The following is a 24,369-nucleotide window of genomic DNA, read 5'->3' as shown; positions in this document are numbered from 1 at the left end:
CTGTGAAAAACGGACCTGCACAGGGGTTTCGTCGTTTTAAGGGGGGTGAATGGACGCAAAATTACAAGCGTTAATCGATCAGCTCAATCGAGTTATCTTAGATAAAGAACATCAAATTAAACTTGCCGTTAGCTGTATGTTGGCTCGCGGTCATCTCTTAATTGAAGATCTACCAGGTATGGGTAAAACGACATTGAGTCATGCGTTGGCCAATGTCATGGGTCTGAAATATCAGCGAATTCAATTTACAAGTGATTTATTGCCAGCGGATATTCTGGGCGCTAGTGTATTCGAGCAGCGTCCAACTGGTGGTGCGTTCGTCTTTCATAAGGGGCCGATTTTTTCACAAGTGGTGTTGGCGGATGAAATTAACCGTGCGACACCTAAAACCCAGAGTGCCTTACTAGAAGCGATGGAAGAGCATCAAGTCAGTGTCGATGGTGAAACCTATAGCTTGCCTGATCCATTTTTTGTTATTGCAACGCAAAACCCTGTAACACAATCTGGTACTTTCAATCTTCCTGAATCTCAATTAGACCGTTTCTTAATGCGAGTGCAGTTGGGATATCCATCCCGAGAAGCCGAACGCGCTTTGTTAAAGGGTGATCAGTGGTTTTCTGATCAATTGAAAGTGATTATATCGCCTGAGGAATTTCAAAGTTATCAGGCAAAAGTAAAGTCTATTGTCGCCAGTGAACCGCTATTGGATTACATACAAAATCTCGTGAACGCGACTCGAGAACGCAGTGATGTTATTGCGGGTCTTTCGCCACGGGGCGCTTTGTCACTCTTGAACGGCTCGAAGGCTTGGGCAATGCTGCATGGTCGCAATCATGTCTTGCCTGATGATGTGCAACAGGTATTTCCTGCAGTTGTTGAGCATCGATTGGCCGCCGGAAATGTTGCGGATGAAATCTTATCCACTGTTGCCGTGGTATGATGCTTCTCGATCCTATCCGTAAGCGATTGAGCGCTGTGTTAGGTGCTTGGTTAAAGCGCAGGCTGCCACGTACCAGCAGCGTACAGTTAACCCAAAAACGCATTTTCATTTTCCCTAGCCGCGTGGGTTGGGGGTTTGTTGTGATGTTAGTCTTAGTGTTTGTTACTGGTGTTAACTATCAAAATAATCTTCTGCTTAGTTTGTGTTTTTTGTTGGTCAGTCTGATGATTACCGCCATGATCGAAACTTATCGCAACCTGGCCAAATTGCATATTCAATCAGGCAAAGTAGAGGATTGCTACGCAGGCGATATCATTCAATTACCTATTCGCTTATCCACTGCAAAAGGCAAGACAAAGCACGCATTATTCATTGGTTTTAGTGCGGAGCACAGTCAATTGATCGGTGATGTAAAAGAACAAAAGCGGCTTGGCCTACAATATGTAGTGGCCAAGCGTGGTGTTTTGGAGCCCGAGCGTTTTACTATATTTAGTCGTTACCCTTTGGGTTTGTTTCATTGCTGGACTTGGGTGTTTATGGCGTTTGATGGTGTGGCTTTTCCACAACCCATCTTAGTGCCATTTCAAAAATACACCGGCGCCGGTGATGGTGAAGGTGATAAAAATTTGCTCAACCAAGGCGATGTTGATGACGCCTTGGATTTTCGTATCTATCAAAAAGGTGATTCACTAAAACACATTGCTTGGAAGCAATTCGCAAAAACTGGCCAACTTTATAGTAAGGTTTTTCGTGAGGCTATGGGTGAGCATAGAGATATCGATTGGCGTGCCGCCCCGTCACAGGACTGGGAGAGCCGTTTGAGTATTATGTGTGCTTGGGTTTTAGAAAGTCACGAGAACCAAATGCCGTTTTCTTTACGTTTGCCCAATATTTATATTTCAAAGAACTTTGGCGAAGCTCATTTAAAAGAATGTTTGCATGCATTGGCGCACTTTAAGGTGGTGACATGATGGCGACATCTAAAGCGGTGAGTCAAGGTGGCTTAAGCGTTGTCTTTATTAGTCTTGCTTATTCAATATTGGTGCATTATTCGCAAATGCCGTGGTGGGTGATCAGTCTGGCTGCATTCGTAATAGTATGGCGTTATTTAATTTTTACGGGGAAATTTCCTCAAGCTCATTGGATATATAAAGGCTGTTTAGTAACGGCAGGGCTCTATGGTGTATTTCAAGAGTTTGGGTTATCCCCCAGTATCGAGAGTACAACCGTATTGCTCATGAGTGGCATGATATTGAAACCATTGGAGACGTTTTCAAATCGTGATGCTTATATTCTTATTTTTTTGAGTTACATGTTGCTAGGTATGGCGTTTCTTTTTGATCAAACGCCATTGATGTACGGGATTGTTCTCGTTGGTTTGGTGCTCAACATCGGAGCGCAGATCCGGTTGCATCAAGATTCTCAGGTTTCTCCATTTAGCTCGTTTAAAGTCGCTTTGTCACTGCTTGCTAAGTCCTTACCTTTGGCTATTTTTCTTTTTATTGTCATGCCTCGTTTGGCCCCGCTTTGGACGCTTAAGATTCCTACGCAGGCAGGTCAAGTGGGCTTGTCGGATACCATGTCTCCAGGACGTTTCTCTAGCCTAGGTAAAAATAATGATGTGGCGTTTCGGGCAACCTTTGAGGCAGATGCGCCCGCTATGGGTGATCGATATTGGCGCGGTTTGATTCTTGATTTCTTTGATGGAGAAGAATGGTCGCAACAGCATCGCCCCGACAATATCAGGCCGGCATCCTTGCGTGATCCGCAATATCAATATCAAATAATGTTAGAGCCTCATGAGAAGCAATGGTTGTTTGCCTTGGCAAATAGTGTATCCAGTAGTGAGAATGTAGGAGTTAAATCGGATGGTACGCTTAAAAATAGGGTTCCTTTGATCAGCAAGCGTATTTATGAGGTAAAAAGCAGTGGGGGCTCTTTCATTGATCAGCGCACATTGAGCTATCGAGAGCGCAGTAGTTATTTACAGCTACCAAAGGGTGAAAACCCGCGGACAAGAGCATTTGTTGACTCTCTTGATATATCAAAACAAGCGCCTATAGCGGATGCTGTCAGATCACTGCAGACCTTTTTCTTTCAGCAAGAATATCGCTACACCTTAAATCCGCCTTTAATTGAAGGTCAAAATACGATTGATCGCTTTTTGTTTGAGTCTAGAGCTGGTTTTTGTGGTCATTACGCTGGTGCGGTGACATTTATGTTTAGATCGCTAGGTATACCCGCAAGAGTGGTGGCTGGCTATCATGGAGGTGAGTTTAACCAAGCTGGGAACTATTACACGATTTATCAGCGCGATGCTCATGCTTGGGTGGAGGTGCATTTAAAAGACAAAGGGTGGATGCGTATTGACCCCACTGGATGGATTAATCCAGACCGGGTAGAGCGTGGTTTAGAAGATGCCGTTAAAGATGAGTATACCGGTATTCGTAAGACCAATGCGTGGATGCTGGCCATGTATCAGCAGTTGCAAGTCTTCGATTATTTTTGGAATGATTGGATGCTTAACTACAAAGGCGAACAGCAAAGGGCTTTGTTGGAAGAAATATGGGGTTCAGATTGGTCCTCGGTGTTATGGATTGTCCTTACCATGCTTGCTTTACTTGCTGTTCCGATAGCTTATTTGCTGTGGGATCAGCGTCCAGCTAAGAAAAGCTATCATCAAAAGTTATGGCAACAGTATTGTAAGATTTTATTAGGTAGTAGCGACTCATATTCTAGTGATGACTTGACGGGGAAGAGCTTTGCGCACATTAGTAAGTCTTTGATGCAATTGCATCCCACCCATCGAAAAAGCATTGAGTATTTTAATCACTGGATAGAGGACAAGCTGTATGGGTCGTCTATGGGTAATCTCGATCGTCGAGATTACCAGTTGGGTATGAGTCGATTAAAAAGAATTAAACAGGAGTTAAGGCATGAGAGAATCCGTTAAAGACTATTACGGTAACGTATTGCAGAGCAGTGATGATTTAAAAACTAATGCCTGTTGCACTGACGAAGGTATGCCTGAGTTTTTAAAGCCGATTCTTTCCAAGGTCCATGATGAAGTTATGAAGCGCTATTACGGCTGTGGTTTGGTCGTGCCCGAGCAAATGCACGGTTTAAAGGTGTTGGATTTGGGTTGTGGTGCAGGTCGGGATGTGTATGCACTATCGGCTATGGTTGGGGAAACCGGGAAAGTTGTGGGTTTAGATATGACGCCCGAACAGTTAGAAGTTGCTCGCGAATATCAAGACTACCATGCAGATGTATTTGGATACAAAACAAGTAATGTGCAGTTTGTAGAGGGGGATATTGACCATTTAGAAGACCTCCCGTTTGACGATGGATATTTTGATCTGATTGTATCCAATTGCGTGATTAACTTAGTCCAAGACAAACCTCATGTTTTAAAACAGGCTCATCGCTTATTAAAACAAGGTGGTGAGATGTATTTTTCAGACGTCTATTGTGATCGGCGAATTCCACAGAACCTAGTTGATGATCCTGTGTTGTATGGCGAGTGCTTAAGCGGTGCTTTGTATTGGCGTGACTTTTTAGAGTTCTCCAAACAAGCGGGGTTCACTGATCCTCGCTTGGTAAAAGATCGACCTTTGACCATCGAAAACAAAGATGTTGAAGCAAAAATTGGTCACATGAATTTCTATAGTGCGACATATCGCCTTTTCAAAATTGATGGGCTAGAAACCGCGTGTGAAGACTATGGTCAAGCAGTGCGTTACAAGGGAACTATAGAGCATCAGCCTTTCTTTTTTGAACTGGATGGTCATCACAAGATTGAAACCGGCCGGATGTTTCCAGTGTGCGGAAATACTTATCGGATGCTAAATGATACCCGCTTTAAGGAACACTTTGAGTTTTTTGGTGATTGGAGTAACCATTACGGGATTTATCCCGATTGCGGTACGCCTATCCCGTTTGCTGATTCAACAAGTGCTCAGGGGAGTGACGGTTCAGCTTGCTGTTGATCTCTATTAATTCTTGCTCGGACAACAGGTAATTATTGATGTCATCGACATCCAGTTGCTCGGGCATGAGTATTCGTTTCGCATATTTTTCCCATACTCGTGAGCGCACAAAAAGCTGATAAATATCAGGATCAATGTGTTCGTCTTCCACCATCTTTCGCAAAATATTTAGAGATGTGCTGATCTTCATGGGATCTTTATACGGTCGATCTTTTGCGGTCAGTGCTTCAAATACATCTGCCACGGCCATCATTCTGGCGGGTACAGACATTTGCTGTCGAGTCAGTCCTCTGGGGAAGCCGGAGCCATTCATTTTCTCATGATGACCGCCAGCGTATTCAGGCACGCGCTGTAATTGTTTGGGGAATGGTAGGCCTTCTAACATATCAATAGTCACTTTCATGTGATCATTAATAATCTGGCGTTCCTCTTGAGATAGTGTGCCGCGTTCAATGCATAGGTTGTAAACCTCATCTTGGCTTAGCATTGGGTGCCATTCCCCATAGGCATCAGGCCATTGATAGTGTGCAATGTTTTCAATGCGTTCTTTGCTTTCTTTGCTCATGAATTCGCCGCCCTTATTGCTGGTTTTTATGAATTCAAGATCATCGTCAAGCAACTTGATGTAGGCATCAAATTCTTCGGTACGTTGTTGTTTTAATTCAGGATGAGCCAGACAGTCTTCTAGAAACTGAATCTTGCTATGATGTTTTAGCGATGCAAAGCGTGCTTCAATAGTTTCTATGCCGTCACGCATGCGATGTAACTTGGTTGATTTTTCTAATACGCTGTCTGGCGTTGCTAGTTTACCGCAGTCATGCATCCAGGCGCTAACGCGTAGTTCGTACCACTCTTCTTCGCTGAGTTCAAAGTCCTTGAATACAGTGTCGTCTTTGCAAGCCGCTTTTGCGATGAGTTCCATTAACAAGGGTACGCGTTGGCAATGTCCCGAAGTATGAGGGCTTTTTGCATCAATCGCTTTGGCAATGGTTTTAACAAAGGCATCTAATAAGTCCTTTAAATCCTGTACCAATATTTGGTTATTAAGAGCGATAGCGGCATAGAGGGCAAGGCCTCGTAAGAGCGGAATAAATCTTTGATGAAAGGCGATAACGTTGTCGCTTTGTGTGTCTCTGGCATTGATTAATTGCAAAACACCAATGACTTCCGCGCGGTGATTTAGTAACGGAAAGGTCAAGACGCTTTGGGTGCGATAACCAGTCTGTTCGTCAAATGTTTTTGCGCCGGTAAAATCAAAATCTTCACTGGTATAAACATCTTCGATATTAATGATCGATAGGCTATTAGCGCAGTAAGCGGCCACGTTTTTTTGATTGGCTTGACCATCGCTTGAAACAATCGGGATGTCAGGGAAGGGAATGTCGACTCCGTGCTGACCGCCCATATAAATATCTAACTTATTGTTTTTTATGATTTCAAACCTAAGTGTCGAGTCTTGGTCTTCAAGGGCGCTGACTAAATAAAGTGTGCCGCCTTCGGCGTTTGTTAGATGAATGGACTCATCTAAGATACGCTCAATAATTTCTTCTGTATTGGTGGTGGCTGCGAGTTCAATTAATAATGCTCTTTGGCTATCGCTGATGGTGCGGTTTTCAATGGCGGTTGCTGCGTAACTGGACAGTGCTGCAATGATGGGTTCTAAATCCTTGTCAAAGGCAATGATCTCACCATCCTCATCTCGAGCATTGACCAGTTGTAATACGCCGACTAATTGATTCATCTCGTTTAGTAGGGGGACCGCCAGAATGGATTGAGTGCGATAATTGTTATCTTCATCAAATGCCTTGGCTCCCGAAAAGTCGAAATCTTCGCAATGGTAGGCATCTTCGATGTTGATCAGTGTTTTTAAATGTGCTGTATGGGTGGCCACGTGATGATGGTTTTTTTTACCGTTGGTTTCGTACAGAGGTAACGGATCGAAAACGCTTGCGCCAGTCGATGCTTGCAAGCGAATATTTAGAGTTTCGGTATGAACTATGGCGAAATTCAAGTGCTTAGGTGGCTGTTCATCAATGAGGTAAAGCGTGCCACCATCGGCTTGAGTCAGCTTTTGAGCTTCGTCTAGTATGAGATCGCATAATTTGTTGGTGTCTCGCTCGGACATGAGCGCGCGGCCGATATGGGCTAAGGTTTGGTAATTGTGCTTATCCATCGCGAAAGGCTCATGGTGTTTAGCAGGCGTACCTATAAGCCTAGCACTTTCTATGGATTACACATGGTCAATCAAAGCTACAGAAGCACCCCTGGCCTATCACATTGAAAAAGGGGCGTTGAGCGCCGTTTTCTACGGCTTTAATCTGGCTAGTCAGGGCCGAGGTGCCTGGTTGGCCACAAAATGCACCAAAGCCCAGTGGGCCAAAGTACAAAAGTTGTCCCATCGAGCCTTGTAACATAACAGAAGGGCTATTTGGCCAAGCATTGATTTGATCATTGCCGGCAACGAGGATTCGTGTACCTGGATTTAGGGTTTGTAATGCCTCTCTTGCTGATGCTTGGCTGGCAGGTATTAAGGTGATGTGCTCAATGCCTTTCTCTGCCGCAAGGCTTAGGGTGTCTAGCGCATGAGGGCGCGCAAAACGATTGCATAAGCAACCGGGTTGCCAGAGCTGGATCAGACGCAACGGAGTGTTTTTCTTCGGAAGGGTGTTGTTAAGTCGCTGAAACCATTGTTCGGTTTTACTGGCATTTAAGAATTGTTCGGCCTTGTGGCTAAACGGAACCACGTATTGATTCTGAAAATACGCAATACCTACAAACAGAATTACGAGCCAAACTGCCAATAAGCCCATGAAAATAAAAGCAAGGGTTCGGCGCGTCATGGTATTTAGCCCTTCATGCGTGCTTGGCTTTTTATGCGTGCAGCGGCTTGTTCCAACGACTTAGCAATTTTTTCGCGATCGTAATTGTTGATGCGATTGGTATCCATGTACATGGAGAAACCAGGTAGGTCGTGTTCAATGAATGAGGACTTGCCACCCAGGTTATGGCGAAAATCAACAACCTCAAATACAGGCACTGGGCGCGAGAAACCTTTAACAGCAATGCTGCCTTTTTCTCGACAAATAATTTTGTCTTGCACCAATGCATAGGATTCGTGTGATAACAAAATTTCGCCTGCTTCAGCGGCGCTTTCTAAGCGGCTTGCCATGTTTACTTCTTTACCGATGATGGTGTAATCCATGCGACTTTCGGTACCAAAGTTACCGACTGTGCAATACCCTGTATTGATACCCATGCGAATTTCAAGGGGAGTTTGAACGCCCTGCGCGCGCCATTTCTGACGCAATACTTTCATGTGCCTGCGCATTTCAATCGCCATGGCTACACAGGCAAGTGTATCTTTTTTCGCACCTTGGGTTTTGGGATCACCAAAGAATACCATGATGCTATCGCCAATATACTTATCTATGGTGCCGCCGTATTTCAGCGCAATGTTGGTCATCTCAGTTAAATAATTGTTGAGTAATTCCGTCAGGGCTTCAGATTCAATTTGCTCTGAAAGAGCTGTAAAGCCCTTAATGTCTGAGAAAAACACCACTAATTTTTTACGTTGAGTTTCCAGTTTAACTTCTTTGCTGCCCGAGAAAATGGATTCCCAAATTTGCGGTGAAATATACTTTGCAACCTTGTGTGATAGGTTTTGTTGACGTTTTTGCTCAAGGGTGAGTTTGGTGTGTAGTACCGCTAATTGAGCATTTTGTTTGGCGCTATAAAAAGCAGTCACCGCTAAGTGGCAGGCTGTGCCGACAATGGCGACGATCTCAATAGTTGGGTGAACATCCAAAACAATGCCTTGTTGGAAAAAGATGTAACCAACATAAGCACCGACAGTCATGGTAAGAATACTGCCTGCCCATAAGAAAAAACTGCCTAGTGTAATCACTGATGTGTTGACCAAAATAGCAAAGAGCGCAGAAGGGATTACAGCAAAATGCAAATACGCAATGAAACAGCCAGTAAGTAGGCTATCGGTTAGCAAAAGGGTTGGCCTGCGATAAGGTTGGAAATTCTCGGGAACAGCGCGACCAGCAAAGTACGTTAAGAAAGGGTAAACCGCGCAGATAACTAATACGTAGTGGTAAGCATCGCTGGTTAATCCATAATCTTGACCAAAAATAATGGTGGCAGCAGCAGCAATAAAAGCAACACTGCGAGAATAAAACTCGTAAAGCGGGGCAGTGTGTGGCTCGGTTCTAGTATTTAGCATGTAATTAAATGATAATTCTTTGCAACTGCAATTAACAAACAGTTAAATGATAAAAGGTCGACTATTTAACCTTTAGTTGGACTCTAGTGCAAGGCGCATTGATAGACCCAGCTCAATTAAAAGCTCAATAACAGTATAGAAAAGGTGAAGTGTGAATACAGTAATAGAGCTTCTTCAAAAGCGTGCATCCTCTCCTAAATTAGATGCACCAGCACCCACAGACGAGGAAGTCGAACAGATACTGCGTTGTGGCTTGCGCGCCCCAGATCATGGTCGTCTAAAGCCATGGCGTTTTCATATCGTGCAAGGTGCTCAATTGGCAGAACTTGGTCACTTGTTTGCTGATATAGCCAAAGAGAGGGGTGAGAGTGACGCCAAAGTCGAAAAGTCGCGCAATATGCCACTGCGCGCGCCGTTGATGATTGTGGCTACATGCCATCCTTACGAAAACAGCAAGATACCCGTCACTGAGCAGATCTTAGCGGTAGGAGCTGCCATACAGAACATGCAGGTGGCCATCAGCTCGCTGGGATATAGTTCTATTTGGCGCACGGGAGAGTGTGCCTATGAAGAAAAAGTAAAACGAGCCTTTGATGTTCCTGAGCAGGGTGAAATCGTTGGATTTTTATATATAGGTACTCCAACGATTACCAATCATGCACCAGAAGTGGAGCTGGACGGATACGTAAAACAATGGATTAAGCCTTAAAAATCAACGAATTAGTTGCACACCTGAGTTGCCTAGGTATAATACGCGGCCTCAATTGCTGAGGAAACAGCAAGTAAAACTGAAATTCCGAGATTTTGGTGAGGTGGCCGAGTGGTCGAAGGCGCACGCCTGGAAAGTGTGTATACGGCAACGTATCGAGGGTTCGAATCCCTCCCTCACCGCCATTAACAAAAAGAAAGCCTGAACGAGAAATTGTTCAGGCTTTTTTCGTTTCTGAAGGTAGCAAGAATCAAGATGAGGGAAGGGTGAGAGCCCTTGATCAGGGTTCGATTAGAGGGAGCCAAGAAACCGCTTGCACCTCACTATATGTCAACGGAGAACGAAAACGCGAAGCGCATCCCGACCGGAGTTTGCCGCTTCAAAGTCCTATGCTTTAAAAAACTCTACCTTTTCGGCGATTTATCAATCTATAAATGCTCACGCAGGCAAAGCCTGCTTATGTCCGAAACAAAAGGAACTTGTGATAGGCTGCAGGAAATCACTGTCTCAAAATTGGTTTTTCTACAGCCTCGTTATAACTAATGAAGAAGATATTTAACTGAGAAAGCATTGCAGCAGTTTTTGCGGTCTACTTTATAGCCAATATATATGAGTATGAATGGCTCTGGGGACTTGGATTTATGCTAGTGTCTTTAGATATATTGGTTGAATATTTCAGTTCATCAGAAGCAATGTATGCTGAGTACTCAGTCCCTATAAAGTCTCGATTTTACAAAAATTTAGTCTTCTTGTTTGGGATTTTGATGTTTATCTTCGGGGTCGTTTGGGTTTTCATAGAAACTTAGACTTATAACAAAACCAGCCAATTGGCCAGCAAGCTGGCTGGATCGTTTCACTCGTCGTTGCTTTAGGCGTTGTATAAATAGGATGGAAACATGAAGAGATCGCTTCAGGTACTGGCTCTTATTGCAGCCTTCATCTCAACTTCAGTATTTTCAGGCGATTTGGTTCTCGTTGAAGAAAATCATGCCAAGATAGAAAAGGATGGTGTCATTTATATTTTTGATAGTTACATCGTGATGTTTCAACAACCCTATTATATTTTGGTGCAACGTGAAGATAAAAAACCCATAAACCTTGAGCAAGTGGAGCCCTTGGCTGTTGAATACATCTTACCTAGAGGATGCACCGGACCGCTGCAGCGCCGTCCCGATTTAGATCAACACAATGAAAATAATTCCAAACTGCTTATTGGTATCGCCTGCTAATTTGGAATCAATTCGTATGGTGTATAAATTCAGCGGACTCGATAAAGCCGTGCCTATGCTGACATGTGTTTTGTTTTCTATGGAAGAATATTGAATAGGAAGTTACTAATAGCATTGCTAGCCTTTTTAGCGGGTATTAATATGTATCTGGATTTTTCGCGCCCGATATTTGAAAACGAAGTCAGTTCGAATACGATCATATCCATACTTATTGTTAGTATGGCTACAGCCTTTCCAGCTCTCATAGCTTATTTGATATCTTCAAAAACTGTTTTCAAATTTATGGGAGTGAATATTTATAAGCTCTCGTCGGATCTGATTTTGGCTTTATCTCTGATTGCATGGAGCTATTTGCTCTTTATTCGAGAAAGGCCTGATTTTTATGAGGGTGCGTCGCATCTTTATGTGGCGACATGGCCAGTTATGGTAGTTATCCTAGCATTATTTTTATATCTTGGGTGCCTGCTAGTTCAATTGCTTTATTGGTTGTATCAAAAACATAATAGGTCAATGTAGTTTGTGCTTCGCACCGGACAAATTAACGCGGGTTTGCTGCTAAAAATAATTTACCTCCAATTGGAGTCGTTTTGTTTACGCCACGTGGTAGCTCTAGAAGGGGGTTGAATGAAAGGAAAATGGAAAGAAGCGAAGGATAGGCTTTTTAGGACGGAGTACCCACGTTGGCGCAGTCTTCTATCTTGCGCGATTCTCCTGCTTCTCACCACGGGTATGGTTTTGGGGTGGTGGTATGCCTATTACACCTCCTCTGAAATCGCGTGCCATAGGGGTATTTTGTATTTTTCAGTTGTGTGGTTAGCTGTACAGTGGATGGTCATTGGCTATTTGTGCTGTTATCAAAATATTCCCGCATTTGCGCGAGGCGCGATCAAGTTGCTGATATTGCTTGGTAATGTATGGTTTGGGCTTTTCGTGTTTTCACTTCAATCGTGTGGTCAGTAGTCTAAGCAAGCAATCAGATCTTAGAACCAAAAAAGCCAGTTAATTTTTAACTGGCTTTTCTTTTGTGTGGCAGCAAAGTAAAAAATTAAGCAGCTGCACAGCACTTTTTGTATTTCTTACCTGAGCCGCAAGGGCAAGGGTCGTTTCGGCCTGCTGCTTTAGTGGTTTGAGCTTGGGAGGTGTTCTCACGCTCTTGCAGAATTTCGAGGTCGCGGATGTTTTCTTCTTGATCTGGATTGACTTCAATCTTGCTGGCCCAGCCGTGCTCGGCGAATATGGCAACTAATTCCTCTTTTCGTACTTCGCTTTGTACGCTGATCTGGGCAGGGGCTTTGTCTGTGCCTAAGTAAACAGTGGCATTAGTTTCAAAACCCGGGCTCGAATGAGTGGGTTTTTTCATGGGGCGACCTTTATAGAAGAATTTGGACATTATTTACCGTCAGTTTGAGAGTTATACAGGAGTCGGCGTGTATTATAGCGTAATTCAAGTACTATAGCCCTATAAGAGTTCAGAAACGAAGCGCTAAGGAAGGGATGAGTGGTAGAGAACGCAGATTATCCAACGAAGCGAATTCAGGTGGCGGGGTTAGGCTTTAATGTTATTGATGTGGGCGAAGGTACGCCGGTTCTGCTGAGAAACCCTGCTTTGCTTGAGGCTGGTTATAGAGTTATAGCACCCGATACGCGAGGTCGTGGCGCGTCGGACATGCCCTCGAATGTCTCTGATTATCATTGGAGTCTATTGGCAGCGGATATGGTTGCGATTCTTGATAAGTTGGATATTAAGAAGGTGCAAGTAGTTGGCCATGATTGGGGTGCTTTTATTGGGTGGCAAATGGCGATTAGCTATCCCGGTTATGTGCAAAAATACATCACTCTATCCGTGGGTCATCCTAATGCGTATGCGCGTGGCGGAATCATGCAGAAGATAAAAGGTTGGTATATCCACCTTGTGAAAAGTATTGCGATGCCGGGTTTGAATATTATAGATTGAGCGGTGTTAATCATTGGACGCAACTTCATGCTCCAGCACGTGTTACCGAGCTTATCTTGAAGAATCTCGAGTAACAATCACTGCTAGCTTAGTCACTAAATATGATATGGCTGTAACTCAAAGTCGGAGAATCGGTTACCACGCATAATCAAATGGCCTGTATAACGCCGCTCTCCGGTATGAGTAAATTCAAAACGAAAGGTGCGCATGATATGGGGACCTTTGTCTTTATCTAATTTTGGCATCCAGCGGCAAATTCGAATGTTCTGATCCAGCAGCTGCACGTCCCGCTCCTCGCACATTTTTACTGCTAGCGTGTAGGCCGCTTGTTTAATACCGCGATCGTGCCACCAGAATGCCGCTATTATGAAACAGATAAACAGAATGACTAAGTCGTTTAATTGCATGCTTTAATGCTCAAATACTTATCAATTGGCATGTCATGATAAGGTCTGTAGAGCGACTTTCAATGAAAACTTGGATTATAGGCTGTCTTTCAATTTTATTATTGCCTCTGCAAAACGTTGGCAATGTGCTAGGGCCTTTTTGCTATGGCCTGCCAAATGAATAAATCCGTGAGTGCTATCGTCTGCATGGATATGTTCGCAAAGATCTTTGCCATAGCGCGTGGCCAGTCGAAAACCATCGTCTCTTAGTGGGTCAAATTCCGCTGTCATAGTGAAGCAAGGTATATCTAGATTAAGTGACTTCGCTAAAACGGGGCTGGCAAGTTCATCTTGTGCTTTCGACATGTCTTGCAAATAGTGTCTGGCAAAATACTGCATAACGTCTGGCGTAAGTATTTGATAGGGTCGATGTTCCTTATAGGATTCAGACGCGCCAGTAAGATCGAGCATAGGATAAAGCAGTGCTAAATATTTTAACGAATATTGTATATCAACACTCAATATCTTGGTCAGTTCAGTCTGGTTGCAAAGTAGAGAAAGGTAAGCGCCGGCACTATCTCCGCTGGCACCCATGGTGTCAGGGTTTATGTTTAGTGTCTTTGCGTTTTGATGTACATAATTAGTGGCTTCAATGGCATTAATAATGGCGGTAGGGTAAGGGTGCTTGGGGCCTAAACCGTAATCCACTGCGATAACACATGACTTCGTTTGCTTACTCAAGAAACGACAAAACGCATCGTGGCTTTTGAGGCTTCCAATTGCACAGCCCCCACCATGGAAAAACATTAGTGCATCAGTTGGTGTTTTTGATTCGTTAATTTTAGTGTGTGGGTAATAACAGCGAATCTTAAAACGTTTTACTGATGTGGAGGATTCGACCCAGTGGTCGATGGTCTGTATAGTTGTATCTTTTTTGATGCCTGTTCTTTTTAGCCCGAATAGGGTGTCCAGTAGTTCGTAATTTTGTCGTGACATCCAAACGGGTAGGTAATGCAAAGAGGGTGTCCACTTTGCGAACTTACATGCAAATAGCTGTTGCTCATCCATTCGCTTTTCTAGTTCAGTGTGCTCGGCTTTTGTGTTTTGGGCGTTATTCATTGGTGGCAAAATCCTTGGCTTTGAAGTGCTTGGTTAATCGACGATAGCTAAGTGTAAAGCCTGACCAATTGTTGGTGTTCTTTCCGCTTTCATTTTTATACCAGCTGGTACAACCTTGATCCCAGACTGACGCATGGATTTTCCGTTGAAGTGTGTCATTGTATTTACTTTGAATGTCTGCTTTTACATTCAGGGTTTTCGTGTCATGGCGTTTTGCGTAGTCAATTGCCTTTAGAATAAAGTTAATCTGACTTTCAAGCATATAGATAATAGAGCTGTGCCCAAGGTTCGTGTTGGGGCCATAAAGCATAAAGCAGTTAGGAAAACCATTAACGCACATACCTAAATAGGCCTCAGCGCCGTCTTTCCAGGCATTATTTAATGAAATGCCATCTTGTCCATAAATCTTAATGGGCGATAAAAAATCAGTCGCTTTAAAGCCTGTAGCGAGAATAATGACATCGACATCATGCTGATTGCCTTGCTTGTCTGTTATGCCACTTGGAGTCACCTCTGCAATACCAGAATCCACTAAATCGACATGGTCTTGATCGATGGCTGGGTAATAATTATTCGCAATGAGAATACGTTTGCAGCCAATGATGTAATCTGGTGTAAGTTTTTTACGCTTGCCTTCGTCCTTGACTTGCTTGTTCATGAAGCGTCGCCAATATGCAATATAAGGTTTTAGTAAAAACTGCAAATCACGAAAAGCTAAAAAGCGTACTTCGAATTGCAGGTAGGTTTTTAAGCGGCTGAGTTTTAAAAGGCCCGGAATACGTTTAAAAGCCCAACGCTCGAATTTGCTGTATGGTCGATCCGGCTTAGGAATGACATAGGGCGCAGAACGCTGAAAAAGCGTTACGTGCTTGGCTTTGTTAACCACAGATGGCACAAATTGGATTGCACTGGCGCCTGTGCCGATAACGGCGACATTTTTGTCTTTTAAATCCACATCATGATTCCAGCGAGCGGAGTGAAACTGCTCACCTTTAAAACTTTCAAGTCCTGCGATGCCTGGATAAGCAGGACGGTTTAATTGTCCTGTAGCGGTAATTAAATAGCGACAACGCAATTCGTTGCCTTGAGTATCGGTCACTCTCCAGAGATTGTTCTCGCTATCGTAGCGGGCTTCCGATACTTCTTTATTGAAATGAATATGCTCAGTGATTTTGAATCGGTCTGCACAGTCTTTGATGTAATCATAGATTTCTTGCTGAGGCGCAAATTTATGACTCCATTGGCTGTTGGGTGCAAAAGAATAAGAATATAGGTGAGAGGGAACATCGCACGCCGCTCCTGGATAGTGGTTGTCACGCCAGCATCCTCCTAAGTCGGATTCCTTCTCCCAAAGGGTAATGCAATTATGGCCTTGCTGTTTAAGCTTAATGGCCATGCCGATGCCGCCAAAGCCTGCGCCAATGATGAGAAATTCTGTATCCAGCATAGGGAGCTCGTGTCGTTATTATTTTAATCGATACATTATCCGCTTGAGAGCTTTGAATCTATGGTATAAAAAGACGAAGGTTTGTGATTTTCAGACAGAGGTTGGTTTTGGCCAAGCGATCAATTAACGGATTGGACATTATTCGGCAGTACGCCGAAGAGTGCGGAATGAGTATTCAGGACTTGCTGGCTGATACTGGAGTATCGGTTCAGTCCTTAGAAAGCCTGAGTGATTCGGATCAATGGGTCACTGAGCGTCAAGAGCTACAAGCTTTACAAAACGTATTAAATACCCGTGGTGACCCGTTTATTATTGGCTGGCAACTTGGGCAGCGATATCAGCTCACTAGCTACGGTATTTGGGGTTATGCCTTACTTTCTAGTGCCAGTTTACGAAAAGCAATGGATCTGGGGTTGCGCTATCTGGGGTTGACGTATGCCCTGTGTCACATTGAGCTTATTGAGCGAAATGGCAAAGTTGAATTGATATTTACCCCAAAAGCACAAGGGGACCTGGGTACCTTAGTATTGGTGAGAGATATATCCGCTTTACTTGTTATACAGCGGGAGTTATTCGCTGGCGGTTTTCCTGTTTTTGAAATCCACCTGACTTTGTCTGAACAAGAACTCCCGTCTGTTGTGACAGATCTTACACAAGGCCTCGGTTTCGAGTTGGTTTTGAATAGTGATCAGAGTGCAGTCATTTTTGATGCGAATCTACTTGATCGGCCATTACCTAGGGCTAACGCACAAACAGCTAAGACCTGTGAGGATCAATGTCGTCAGCTATTGCAACAGCAAAATCAGTATCGAGATATTGCTCAGGATGTGAGGGATAAACTGCTGTCTTTGGGGTTGTATGCCTCGATGGAGCAAGTGGCTAGCAGCATGGCGCGCACCACGCGAACCTTGCATCGTCAGCTTAAGGAAGAGGGCATGAGTTGGCGCCTAGTAAGGGATGAAGTGCGAATGGGTATGGCTGAGGCGCTACTTGCCAATTCGATAAGCTTTGATGAGATTGCTGAGCGGTTGGGTTATAGCGATGCTGCGAATTTCAGTCACGCGTTTAAGCGTTGGAAGGGTGTGAGTCCAAAGACATATCGTGATGGTCTTTACATGGCAACATGAGTAGTATTCAAGTTGTATCTGAGGAGCTTGAGCTTTCTGATGGTTTAGCAGTGAGCTATAATTGGCGCCATTTTGCATTATCAGTAGTTAATCGGCGCAGTTATGACCCAATCGAAGTACGAGCAATTATATAAAACCCTACGAGAGCGTATTATGGTTCTCGATGGTGCTATGGGCACATCTATCCAGCAATACGACCTAGATGAAGATGACTTTCGCAAAGGTCATTTTGATGATCACCCAAGCCCACTAAAGGGAAACAACGATTTATTGTCCATTACTCGCCCAGATATTATCGAAGAAATACACGATAGTTTCTTTGAAATAGGTGCGGACTTCGCATGCACAAATGCGTTTAGCGGTACCACTATTGCCCAAGCCGATTACAATCTTGAACACGCCGTCTATCAAATTAATTATGAAGCCGCACAGTGCGCTCGCCGTAGTGCGGATAAGTGGACGGCGAAGACGCCTGAACAACCTCGCTACGTAGTAGGTTGCCTTGGACCGACCAACCGTACCGCATCCATCTCTCCCGATGTTAACGACCCGGGAATGCGCTTGGTGACCTTTGATGATTTGGTTAAGGCCTACAAAGATGCAGCAGAAGCATTGGTCGATGGCGGTATCGATATCATTATGGTGGAAACGGTATTTGATACTTTAAATGCAAAAGCTGCCGTGTTTGCTTGCCTAGAAATGAAGCGTGAACGCAATATTGAAATGCCAGTAATGGTCAGCGGTACCATTACTGATGCCAGCGGTCGAACCTTGTCTGGCCAGACCGCAGAAGCTTTTTGGGTTTCACTGATGCACGGTAATTTATTCAGCATTGGTTTGAATTGTGCTCTTGGTGCCGACGACATGTTGCCGCATATCAAACTGTTAGATAAAAATGCAACCTGTATGATCTCTGCCCACCCTAATGCCGGTTTGCCTAACGAGTTTGGCGAGTATGATCAAACTGCCGAACAAATGGCTGAACAAGTACGTCCGTTTTTAAGTGAAGGTCATGTCAATATTATTGGTGGTTGCTGTGGTACAACGCCAGCCCATATTGCTGCGTTGAAAAAGCTGGCGGATGAATATAAGCCTCGTCCATTTACTGAAGCCTTTGAGCAAAAACTTCAGGGAGGTAAATAATTATGACGCAGAAGAAAAACGTCCCTGATATGGTGCTAAGTGGTCTAGAGACTTTAATCGTTAATGAGACTACAGGTTTTGTGAATGTCGGTGAGCGAAGTAACGTAACCGGTTCGCGAAAATTTGCTCGCTTAATTCAAGAAGAAAACTACGAGGAGGCCGTCGATGTTGCTCGTGCTCAAGTAGAAGACGGCGCGCAAATTATCGACGTTAATATGGACGACGCCATGCTAGATGGTGTGGCTGCCATGAAGCGTTATTTGAATTTATTAGCAGCTGAGCCTGATGTGGCTCGCGTACCTTTTATGATTGATAGCTCAAAATGGGAAATCATCGAAGAAGGTTTAAAGTGCGTTCAGGGTAAAGCCATTGTGAACTCCATTTCCTTGAAAGAAGGGGAAGAGGAGTTCGTGAAGCATGCCGAACGGATTAAAATGTACGGTGCTGCGGTTGTGGTGATGGCCTTTGATGAAAAAGGTCAGGCTGATACTTATGAACGTCGAATTGAAATTTGTAAACGCTCTTATGATGTTCTAGTCGATAAAGTAGGCTTCCCACCACAAGACATTGTATTCGATCCGAACATCTTCCCCGTTGCTACGGGTATTCCCGAACACGACCATTATTGTGTGGATTTCTTTGCCGCAACTAAATGGATCAAAGAAAACCTACCTGGCGCCAAAGTATCTGGCGGTTTGTCTAACGTCTCTTTCTCATTCCGCGGTAACGATACTGTGCGTGAAGCCATGCACTCTGTGTTCTTGTACCACGCTATTAAAAACGGCATGGACATGGCCATCGTGAATGCGGGCATGTTGACCATTTATGATGATATTCCGAAGGATCTTCTAGAGCACGTTGAAGATGTTATTCTAAATCGTCGTGAAGATGCTGCTGAGCGCTTAGTTGAATTTGCTGAGTCTGTAAAAGCTCAGGGCGCTACGGAAAAAGAAAGCGACAAACTGAAATGGCGTGAAGGTTCTTTGCAAGAGCGCATTACCCATGCGTTGGTAAAAGGCATTACCGAATTCATCGAAGAAGACACCGAAGAAGCCCGTCAAGCGGCCAATAAACCGATTGAGGTTATTGAGGGTCCTTTGATGGAAGGTATGAACGTGGTCGGCGATTTATTTGGTGCCGGTAAAATGTTCCTTCCTCAAGTCGTAAAAAGTGCCCGTGTAATGAAAAAGGCGGTAGCGTATTTGCTGCCGTACATTGAAGAAGAAAAACGCCTGTCAGGTAACGAAGGTGAAAATAATGGCGTGATCATTATGGCCACCGTAAAAGGCGATGTGCACGATATCGGTAAGAACATTGTTGGTGTTGTACTTTCTTGTAATAACTACGAAGTGGTTGATTTGGGTGTAATGGTTCCACCAGAAGACATCTTAGATGCGGCGGAAAAACACAATGCCGATATCATTGGTTTGTCTGGCTTAATCACACCGTCATTAGATGAAATGGTCACCGTTGCCAAGATGATGCAGCAACGCGGTATGAAGCAACCATTGTTAATCGGTGGTGCAACGACGTCTAAAGTTCATACGGCAGTGAAGATCGAGCCAGAATATGATGCACCAACGGTACACGTATTGGATGCGTCGAAATCCGTTCCGGTAGCGTCTGCATTATTATCGAAAACAGAAAACGATTTTGTTCAAAAACTGCGTGATGAATACATCGATGTGCGAGCGAAAAATGCGCGTAAGCGTGGTCAAAAAGCGTTTGCAGAAGTCGCTACGGCGCGCGATAACGCTGTACAAATCGATTGGTCTAATTACCAGCCCGTTGTGCCGAATCAATTAGGTAAGCAGGTAATTCAAGATTATCCGTTAGAAAAAATTCGCGAGTATTTTGATTGGACGCCATTCTTTATTACCTGGGAATTGCATGGTAAGTATCCGGGTATTCTTGAAGACAAAGTCGTGGGCGAAGAAGCCACGAAATTGTTTAAAGATGCCAATGCCATGTTGGATGACATTATTGCCAACAAGAAACTATCTTGTCATGCCGTTTATGGCATGTTCCCAGCGTCTGGTATTGAGCAAGATCAAACAGAGCTTTATTCCAATGATGATAGACAAGAGCCGATAGCCGTTCTCAATCACTTGCGTCAGCAAACATTACGTCCAGAAGGGCGTGCGTATCGTTCATTGGCGGATTTTGTGGCGCCGAAGTCTTCTGGCGTTAATGATTACATGGGGGCTTTCGTTGTCACCTGTAAAGGTGCTGATGAGTTGGCTAAGTCTTATGAAGACAAGCTTGATGACTACAATGCCATTATGGTGAAAGCATTGGCAGACCGTTTTGCAGAAGCCTTTGCGGAACTGTTGCATGAAGAAGTACGCAAGCAGCATTGGGGTTATGCGCCTGAAGAGAACTTCTCAAATCAAGAGCTGATTTCGGAAAGCTATCAAGGTATTCGTCCGGCGCCGGGTTATCCTGCTTGTCCTGAGCATAGCGAAAAAACCACGTTGTTTAACATTCTCGACGCAGAACAAGAGATCGGAGCAAAATTAACCGACAGCTATGCCATGACGCCAGCGTCTTCGGTGAGTGGTTGGTACTTTGCCCATCCGGAAGCTCGTTATTTTGCGCTGGGTAAGATCGATAAAGATCAGGTGCAAGATTATGCTGAACGTAAATCGTGGGATTTGGATGTTGCAGAGCGCTGGTTGCGTCCTGCTCTGGGATACGACGACTGATCGGGTTTGTAATAGTAAAACACTAAAAAGCCCCTGATGGTTAAAACTATCAGGGGCTTTGTCTTTAAATGTACTGAAAAAAATTAATTTTTCAAAACAACCTTAACAGAACCGTCGGCCGATCCTGCTGGCACGAAACCAATCAAGCTTGGGTTGCTGGCAATCAGTTTTACCATTTCAGCGGCACTGGCGACTTCACGTGGAGGTGTTCCTTTACCGGTGAAAACCATTTTTGCCCAATATGATTTCAACTGTTTTGGCGACTTTGCTAGAAAGTTTTGCGTAAAATCTGCGTTCGCAGGAGAGCCTTCCGGCAAAGTAATGGGTACAGCTTCGCCACCACCGGGAAACGCCCGGGTTTTACCTAAATATATACGTTGTACGACGTCTTTATCTAACGCAGCGCCATTGCTCGGATGGACGATGACCTCGACTTCTGCGCTAACCGTCGACGCAAAAAACGAAGAGGTAAGAATAACCAGTGCAATAAAATATTTCATGATTTTACCTCCTAGAACATGGTCTCAACGGCAGCACGCAATAGCAGTGCTTTTTGCTCGGACTTGGCTGTGGCTAAGCTAGTGGGAGGATTGCTGGTATTTCCTTGATATCTATCCTCGGTGTATGAGCTTATTTCAAATTTAACAGCTGTGGTCATGCCTATGTCTTTTCGCACGCCTAATGTTATGGTTGATGCCTCGCCTTCAGAGCTTCGGTTTCCTAAATTTTTAGCAACTAACGTTGTTCCCGCATTTGCATATGTTTTACCCTCATCCTCTTCGGCTTCATAGGTGATGTGGTATACCATGTCGCCCAATGTATAGCTGCCACCTAGGTAGTAACCTGTTGAGTCTTGTAGAATAGAATCATCAACAGTCACCTGAGATGCCTCTGCGAATAAACCAATGGGACCGAAAGAACCTTTATAGCCTGCACCCAAAAAACGACCTAAATCCCCATCGAGCGCCTGATCACGAGCAGTGAATGGTGTTGTTATATATGTATCAGCTTGAGCATATGCCGCATAAAACTCATGATTACCAGCGGTGACTGAATAGTTGATGGCGATAAGATTCTGTAAATCCCCCGGAGCGTCATTCCCACCTAATTGTAAGGTACCCTGATATCGACCTAGTACTGCATTTATTGAATGTTCAATACCGCCAGTGACAAAGTTTTGCTGATAGCCAATACCATCTACGTTAGAAAATGCTAGGCTATACATGGACTTAGGCGGGGCTATCCAATGATAGGCATAGCCCACATCGAGATAGTCAGAATACTTGTAGAACGGAATGCGAAGGCGACCAAACTTCAGTTTACCTGAATCACCCACATTAAAGTCGAAATATGCCCAATCGTAATTGAGAACAAATCCGTCAGAGCTATTGCCGCGGGCCATAGTTTGACCAACAAAGCGCATGCCATCACCTAGATCGGCAGTCCATTGTAAAGCGACCTTAGATTCTTGAAGGTTATCTACGGTACGACTTCCGTAATCGTTGGTTGGATTACCGTCATCCTCTAAATCAATACCACTGACCACGGAGGCAAAGCCATTGATTGTGACCTCTGCCTGAGCCGCGGGCAGAAATATGCCTAGCAAGGCGGATAAAAGTGCGAGTTTTTTTATCATTTGGGGGTCTCCCAGTCCAGTTTTGGTCCCTTAAGTAAAGTACAGGAGTATTGATTGCACAAATCATGGGTGTTGTAAGGGAGTGCAATGAGTTTAGGTTGGCTTACTTAGACGTATATTGATGTGCGTGGTATGAAAAGAACAAGCTCTGTCGTATAATTTTAGCTGTTACATGGTGTTCGTGATTCGCTTAGGTTGATATATGACGGATAGAAAAGAAGAAGTGGCATCATCCGGTTGTTGCTCTAAATCTGACTCTTTAGAAAAGAGTGAAACCGAAACATCATCCTCATGCTGTGCTGGCAAGAAAGAAGAAGTCATTGAACCATCTTGCCATAGTGGCGGGGATTCGGCGCAGCACAATCATGAAGAAGCTGTCGCCAGTTGTTGCTCTGTGCCTGACGAAAAAACCGATTGGCTGCTATGGGGTTCAGCCATAGCGGTTATTGTTTTTTATACCTCTCATTTGCTTTTGGGTATGGATATGGACTCCACCTATGGCACCTTGTCGCATACCAGTTTCGAAATGGTGAATACCATGTGGTGGGGGGTGTTGTTGGGTGCCATCGCAGTGGGTGTGTTGGGGCGAATTCCCAATGCCATGGTGATGTCGGTACTTGGCAAGCCTGGTTCTAAGCGCGGCGTGGTTCGGGCTACGATTGCAGGTCTGATGTTGGACTTGTGCAATCACGGTATTCTTATGGTGGGCATGGGCCTATATCGTAAAGGGGCTAGTCTTGGGCAAACCATGGCATTTTTGATCGCCAGTCCATGGAATTCATTAACGCTGACACTGGTGTTGGTTGCGTTGATTGGGCTTAAGTGGACCTTGGCGTTTATTGTGTTTTCCATGGTGATCGCTTGGATCAGTGGAATTATCTTTGATCTGTTGGTGAAAAGAGAGGTCTTGCCAAGCAACCCTCACGAAGTGACACAGCCAACCGACTACAAATTATGGCCTGAAGTGAAAAAACAAATGAAAGGCCAGACCTATAGTGTAAAAGGCACCATCGATTTGATTTGGGGTGGTCTAAAAGAATCCAAAATGGTCCTGCGTTGGTTGCTGTTTGGTATCGTTCTTGTTTCAGTCGTTCGTGCATTTGTTGATCCATCGACATTTGGCACTTGGTTTGGTGCGACCATTGGCGGTTTGTTCTTAACCTTATTGGCAACCACCTTAATCGAAGTATGTAGTGAAGGCTCTTCACCGATTGCCGCAGATTTGGTTAATCGAGCTAGAGCACCAGGTAATGGTTTTGTGTTTTTGATGGCAGGAGCGGCTACCGATTACACAGAAATTATGGCGCTAAAGGATACAACTAAGAGCTGGAAAATTGCGTTGTTCTTACCGTTGGTCACGGTGCCGCAAGTCATGTTCATTGGCTGGATAATGAATTCGATGTAAAACTACATCTTCAGTGTGAAGACGATTCTATTTGTCATCCCAAACCCATCTTAGGATTTCGCCAAAGTCGTCATAGATGGGTTTTTTCTTTCTGCGTGCTTTATGGCGTGGGGGAAGTTTTTTCTTATTCTTGCGCGTATCTAACTGCTGCAAAGCAGGTCTGGCATCTGTTCTTAGGTGCGCCTTTTCTGCGAAAAGTACGGGCAGAAGAGCAGCCTCAGGGTTTTCCCTGCCGCTGGTCCCCTGAGGTACTTTATCGATCTGGCCGCCGTGATTGAGGTAGTTTTCTATCTCTTTATCTAATTGGGCGCGCCGTTGCTTCTTGCTTGGCAGTTTTTTCAAATGTTTAACA

21 protein-coding genes and 1 tRNA gene are annotated in these 24,369 nt (G+C 44.3%); 12 read left to right on the top strand and 10 right to left on the bottom strand.

Annotation, left to right across the window (positions count from 1 at the left end):
- Positions 1 to 49: 49 nt before the first annotated feature.
- Genes HF888_RS08875 through HF888_RS08860 form a run of 4 tightly spaced genes read left to right on the top strand, consistent with a single transcriptional unit; the run spans position 50 to position 4,929 of the window.
- Positions 50 to 940, top strand: a complete 891-nt coding sequence (locus HF888_RS08875; RefSeq protein ID WP_007016961.1) for an AAA family ATPase — start codon at positions 50 to 52, stop codon at positions 938 to 940.
- The gene (locus HF888_RS08870) at positions 937 to 1,911 is read left to right on the top strand and encodes a DUF58 domain-containing protein (protein ID WP_007016960.1); all 975 of its coding nucleotides are present in this window, start codon (positions 937 to 939) and stop codon (positions 1,909 to 1,911) included. Before HF888_RS08875 ends, HF888_RS08870 begins: the two co-directional genes overlap by 4 nt.
- Positions 1,908 to 3,893, top strand: coding sequence for a transglutaminase TgpA family protein (locus tag HF888_RS08865; RefSeq protein ID WP_040297536.1), 1,986 nt, complete (start codon positions 1,908 to 1,910; stop codon positions 3,891 to 3,893). The genes HF888_RS08870 and HF888_RS08865 overlap by 4 nt, the downstream gene beginning before the upstream one ends.
- Positions 3,877 to 4,929 (top strand): methyltransferase domain-containing protein, encoded by a 1,053-nt coding sequence (locus tag HF888_RS08860; RefSeq protein WP_007016958.1) that lies wholly within the window; start codon positions 3,877 to 3,879, stop codon positions 4,927 to 4,929. The genes HF888_RS08865 and HF888_RS08860 overlap by 17 nt, the downstream gene beginning before the upstream one ends.
- Here HF888_RS08860 and HF888_RS08855 read toward each other — a convergent pair.
- From HF888_RS08855 to HF888_RS08845, 3 genes are all read right to left on the bottom strand, one after another.
- On the bottom strand, positions 4,871 to 7,102 hold the full coding sequence (locus HF888_RS08855; protein WP_007016957.1) for an HD domain-containing phosphohydrolase: 2,232 nt from the start codon (positions 7,100 to 7,102) through the stop codon (positions 4,871 to 4,873). The two genes, HF888_RS08860 and HF888_RS08855, sit on opposite strands and share 59 nt — an antisense overlap.
- A 67-nt stretch (positions 7,103 to 7,169) precedes the next feature.
- Positions 7,170 to 7,769 (bottom strand): DUF6436 domain-containing protein, encoded by a 600-nt coding sequence (locus tag HF888_RS08850; protein ID WP_007016956.1) that lies wholly within the window; start codon positions 7,767 to 7,769, stop codon positions 7,170 to 7,172.
- A gap of 5 nt (positions 7,770 to 7,774) precedes the next feature.
- Positions 7,775 to 9,157: an adenylate/guanylate cyclase domain-containing protein gene (locus tag HF888_RS08845; protein ID WP_007016955.1), complete on the bottom strand. Its 1,383-nt coding sequence runs from the start codon at positions 9,155 to 9,157 to the stop codon at positions 7,775 to 7,777.
- Positions 9,158 to 9,308: 151 nt separating this feature from the next.
- Between HF888_RS08845 and HF888_RS08840 the strand changes: the two genes are divergently transcribed.
- From HF888_RS08840 to HF888_RS08830, 3 genes are all read left to right on the top strand, one after another.
- Positions 9,309 to 9,866 carry a nitroreductase family protein gene (locus HF888_RS08840; RefSeq protein WP_007016954.1) on the top strand — a complete coding sequence of 186 codons (558 nt, stop codon included), beginning with the start codon at positions 9,309 to 9,311 and terminating at the stop codon, positions 9,864 to 9,866.
- 97 nt (positions 9,867 to 9,963) lie between these two features.
- A tRNA-Ser gene (locus HF888_RS08835) sits at positions 9,964 to 10,051 on the top strand.
- Between the two features lie 711 nt (positions 10,052 to 10,762).
- Positions 10,763 to 11,095, top strand: a complete 333-nt coding sequence (locus HF888_RS08830) for a hypothetical protein (RefSeq protein WP_007016952.1) — start codon at positions 10,763 to 10,765, stop codon at positions 11,093 to 11,095.
- 1,045 nt (positions 11,096 to 12,140) lie between these two features.
- On the opposite strand, the gene HF888_RS08825 is transcribed toward HF888_RS08830, so the two are convergent.
- Complete coding sequence (locus HF888_RS08825) at positions 12,141 to 12,485, bottom strand: PBPRA1643 family SWIM/SEC-C metal-binding motif protein (RefSeq protein ID WP_007016949.1); 345 nt, start codon at positions 12,483 to 12,485, stop codon at positions 12,141 to 12,143.
- A 108-nt stretch (positions 12,486 to 12,593) separates the two neighbouring features.
- Between HF888_RS08825 and HF888_RS08820 the strand changes: the two genes are divergently transcribed.
- A complete protein-coding gene (locus tag HF888_RS08820) occupies positions 12,594 to 13,049 on the top strand; it encodes an alpha/beta fold hydrolase (protein ID WP_007016948.1) in 456 nt (151 codons plus the stop codon).
- 95 nt (positions 13,050 to 13,144) lie between these two features.
- On the opposite strand, the gene HF888_RS08815 is transcribed toward HF888_RS08820, so the two are convergent.
- From HF888_RS08815 to HF888_RS08805, 3 genes are all read right to left on the bottom strand, one after another.
- Positions 13,145 to 13,456 (bottom strand): DUF3301 domain-containing protein, encoded by a 312-nt coding sequence (locus tag HF888_RS08815; RefSeq protein WP_007016947.1) that lies wholly within the window; start codon positions 13,454 to 13,456, stop codon positions 13,145 to 13,147.
- Positions 13,457 to 13,531: 75 nt separating this feature from the next.
- Positions 13,532 to 14,554 (bottom strand): alpha/beta hydrolase, encoded by a 1,023-nt coding sequence (locus tag HF888_RS08810; RefSeq protein ID WP_007016946.1) that lies wholly within the window; start codon positions 14,552 to 14,554, stop codon positions 13,532 to 13,534.
- On the bottom strand, positions 14,547 to 16,001 hold the full coding sequence (locus HF888_RS08805) for a flavin-containing monooxygenase (RefSeq protein ID WP_007016945.1): 1,455 nt from the start codon (positions 15,999 to 16,001) through the stop codon (positions 14,547 to 14,549). The genes HF888_RS08810 and HF888_RS08805 overlap by 8 nt, the downstream gene beginning before the upstream one ends.
- A 167-nt stretch (positions 16,002 to 16,168) precedes the next feature.
- On the opposite strand from HF888_RS08805, the gene HF888_RS08800 reads away from it, so the two are divergent.
- From HF888_RS08800 to metH, 3 genes are all read left to right on the top strand, one after another.
- Positions 16,169 to 17,128, top strand: coding sequence for an AraC family transcriptional regulator (locus HF888_RS08800; RefSeq protein WP_007016944.1), 960 nt, complete (start codon positions 16,169 to 16,171; stop codon positions 17,126 to 17,128).
- Between the two features lie 102 nt (positions 17,129 to 17,230).
- On the top strand, positions 17,231 to 18,271 hold the full coding sequence (locus HF888_RS16770) for a homocysteine S-methyltransferase family protein (RefSeq protein ID WP_007016943.1): 1,041 nt from the start codon (positions 17,231 to 17,233) through the stop codon (positions 18,269 to 18,271).
- A gap of 2 nt (positions 18,272 to 18,273) precedes the next feature.
- On the top strand, positions 18,274 to 20,976 hold the full coding sequence (metH, locus tag HF888_RS08790; RefSeq protein WP_007016942.1) for a methionine synthase: 2,703 nt from the start codon (positions 18,274 to 18,276) through the stop codon (positions 20,974 to 20,976).
- Positions 20,977 to 21,059: 83 nt separating this feature from the next.
- Here metH and HF888_RS08785 read toward each other — a convergent pair whose 3' ends face one another.
- Positions 21,060 to 21,476: a type 2 periplasmic-binding domain-containing protein gene (locus tag HF888_RS08785; protein WP_007016941.1), complete on the bottom strand. Its 417-nt coding sequence runs from the start codon at positions 21,474 to 21,476 to the stop codon at positions 21,060 to 21,062.
- A gap of 11 nt (positions 21,477 to 21,487) precedes the next feature.
- Positions 21,488 to 22,612, bottom strand: coding sequence for a porin family protein (locus tag HF888_RS08780; RefSeq protein WP_007016940.1), 1,125 nt, complete (start codon positions 22,610 to 22,612; stop codon positions 21,488 to 21,490).
- A gap of 202 nt (positions 22,613 to 22,814) precedes the next feature.
- On the opposite strand from HF888_RS08780, the gene HF888_RS08775 reads away from it, so the two are divergent.
- Positions 22,815 to 24,017: a permease gene (locus HF888_RS08775; RefSeq protein ID WP_007016939.1), complete on the top strand. Its 1,203-nt coding sequence runs from the start codon at positions 22,815 to 22,817 to the stop codon at positions 24,015 to 24,017.
- A gap of 27 nt (positions 24,018 to 24,044) precedes the next feature.
- On the opposite strand, the gene HF888_RS08770 is transcribed toward HF888_RS08775, so the two are convergent.
- Positions 24,045 to 24,359: a hypothetical protein gene (locus HF888_RS08770; RefSeq protein WP_007016938.1), complete on the bottom strand. Its 315-nt coding sequence runs from the start codon at positions 24,357 to 24,359 to the stop codon at positions 24,045 to 24,047.
- Positions 24,360 to 24,369: the final 10 nt, after the last annotated feature.

The organism is Bermanella marisrubri (genome assembly GCF_012295615.1).
Lineage (GTDB): Bacteria > Pseudomonadota > Gammaproteobacteria > Pseudomonadales > Oceanobacteraceae > Bermanella > Bermanella marisrubri.
Note: the sequence above shows the minus strand (reverse complement) of the source record. Positions and strands in the feature narration are given on the sequence as shown.

Excerpts from the sequence above, each read along its gene's own strand:
- metH (WP_007016942.1), top strand. The coding sequence starts at position 18,274 with ATGACGCAGAAGAAAAACGTCCCTGATATGGTGCTAAGTGGTCTAGAG.
- HF888_RS08810 (WP_007016946.1), bottom strand. The coding sequence starts at position 14,554 with ATGAATAACGCCCAAAACACAAAAGCCGAGCACACTGAACTAGAAAAG.
- HF888_RS08800 (WP_007016944.1), top strand. The coding sequence starts at position 16,169 with ATGAGTATTCAGGACTTGCTGGCTGATACTGGAGTATCGGTTCAGTCC.
- HF888_RS08855 (WP_007016957.1), bottom strand. The coding sequence starts at position 7,102 with ATGGATAAGCACAATTACCAAACCTTAGCCCATATCGGCCGCGCGCTC.
- HF888_RS08830 (WP_007016952.1), top strand. The coding sequence starts at position 10,763 with ATGAAGAGATCGCTTCAGGTACTGGCTCTTATTGCAGCCTTCATCTCA.
- HF888_RS08870 (WP_007016960.1), top strand. The coding sequence starts at position 937 with ATGATGCTTCTCGATCCTATCCGTAAGCGATTGAGCGCTGTGTTAGGT.
- HF888_RS08775 (WP_007016939.1), top strand. The coding sequence starts at position 22,815 with ATGACGGATAGAAAAGAAGAAGTGGCATCATCCGGTTGTTGCTCTAAA.
- HF888_RS16770 (WP_007016943.1), top strand. The coding sequence starts at position 17,231 with ATGACCCAATCGAAGTACGAGCAATTATATAAAACCCTACGAGAGCGT.
- HF888_RS08825 (WP_007016949.1), bottom strand. The coding sequence starts at position 12,485 with ATGTCCAAATTCTTCTATAAAGGTCGCCCCATGAAAAAACCCACTCAT.
- HF888_RS08780 (WP_007016940.1), bottom strand. The coding sequence starts at position 22,612 with ATGATAAAAAAACTCGCACTTTTATCCGCCTTGCTAGGCATATTTCTG.
- HF888_RS08845 (WP_007016955.1), bottom strand. The coding sequence starts at position 9,157 with ATGCTAAATACTAGAACCGAGCCACACACTGCCCCGCTTTACGAGTTT.
- HF888_RS08850 (WP_007016956.1), bottom strand. The coding sequence starts at position 7,769 with ATGACGCGCCGAACCCTTGCTTTTATTTTCATGGGCTTATTGGCAGTT.
- HF888_RS08805 (WP_007016945.1), bottom strand. The coding sequence starts at position 16,001 with ATGCTGGATACAGAATTTCTCATCATTGGCGCAGGCTTTGGCGGCATC.
- HF888_RS08815 (WP_007016947.1), bottom strand. The coding sequence starts at position 13,456 with ATGCAATTAAACGACTTAGTCATTCTGTTTATCTGTTTCATAATAGCG.
- HF888_RS08875 (WP_007016961.1), top strand. The coding sequence starts at position 50 with ATGGACGCAAAATTACAAGCGTTAATCGATCAGCTCAATCGAGTTATC.
- HF888_RS08865 (WP_040297536.1), top strand. The coding sequence starts at position 1,908 with ATGATGGCGACATCTAAAGCGGTGAGTCAAGGTGGCTTAAGCGTTGTC.
- HF888_RS08860 (WP_007016958.1), top strand. The coding sequence starts at position 3,877 with ATGAGAGAATCCGTTAAAGACTATTACGGTAACGTATTGCAGAGCAGT.
- HF888_RS08785 (WP_007016941.1), bottom strand. The coding sequence starts at position 21,476 with ATGAAATATTTTATTGCACTGGTTATTCTTACCTCTTCGTTTTTTGCG.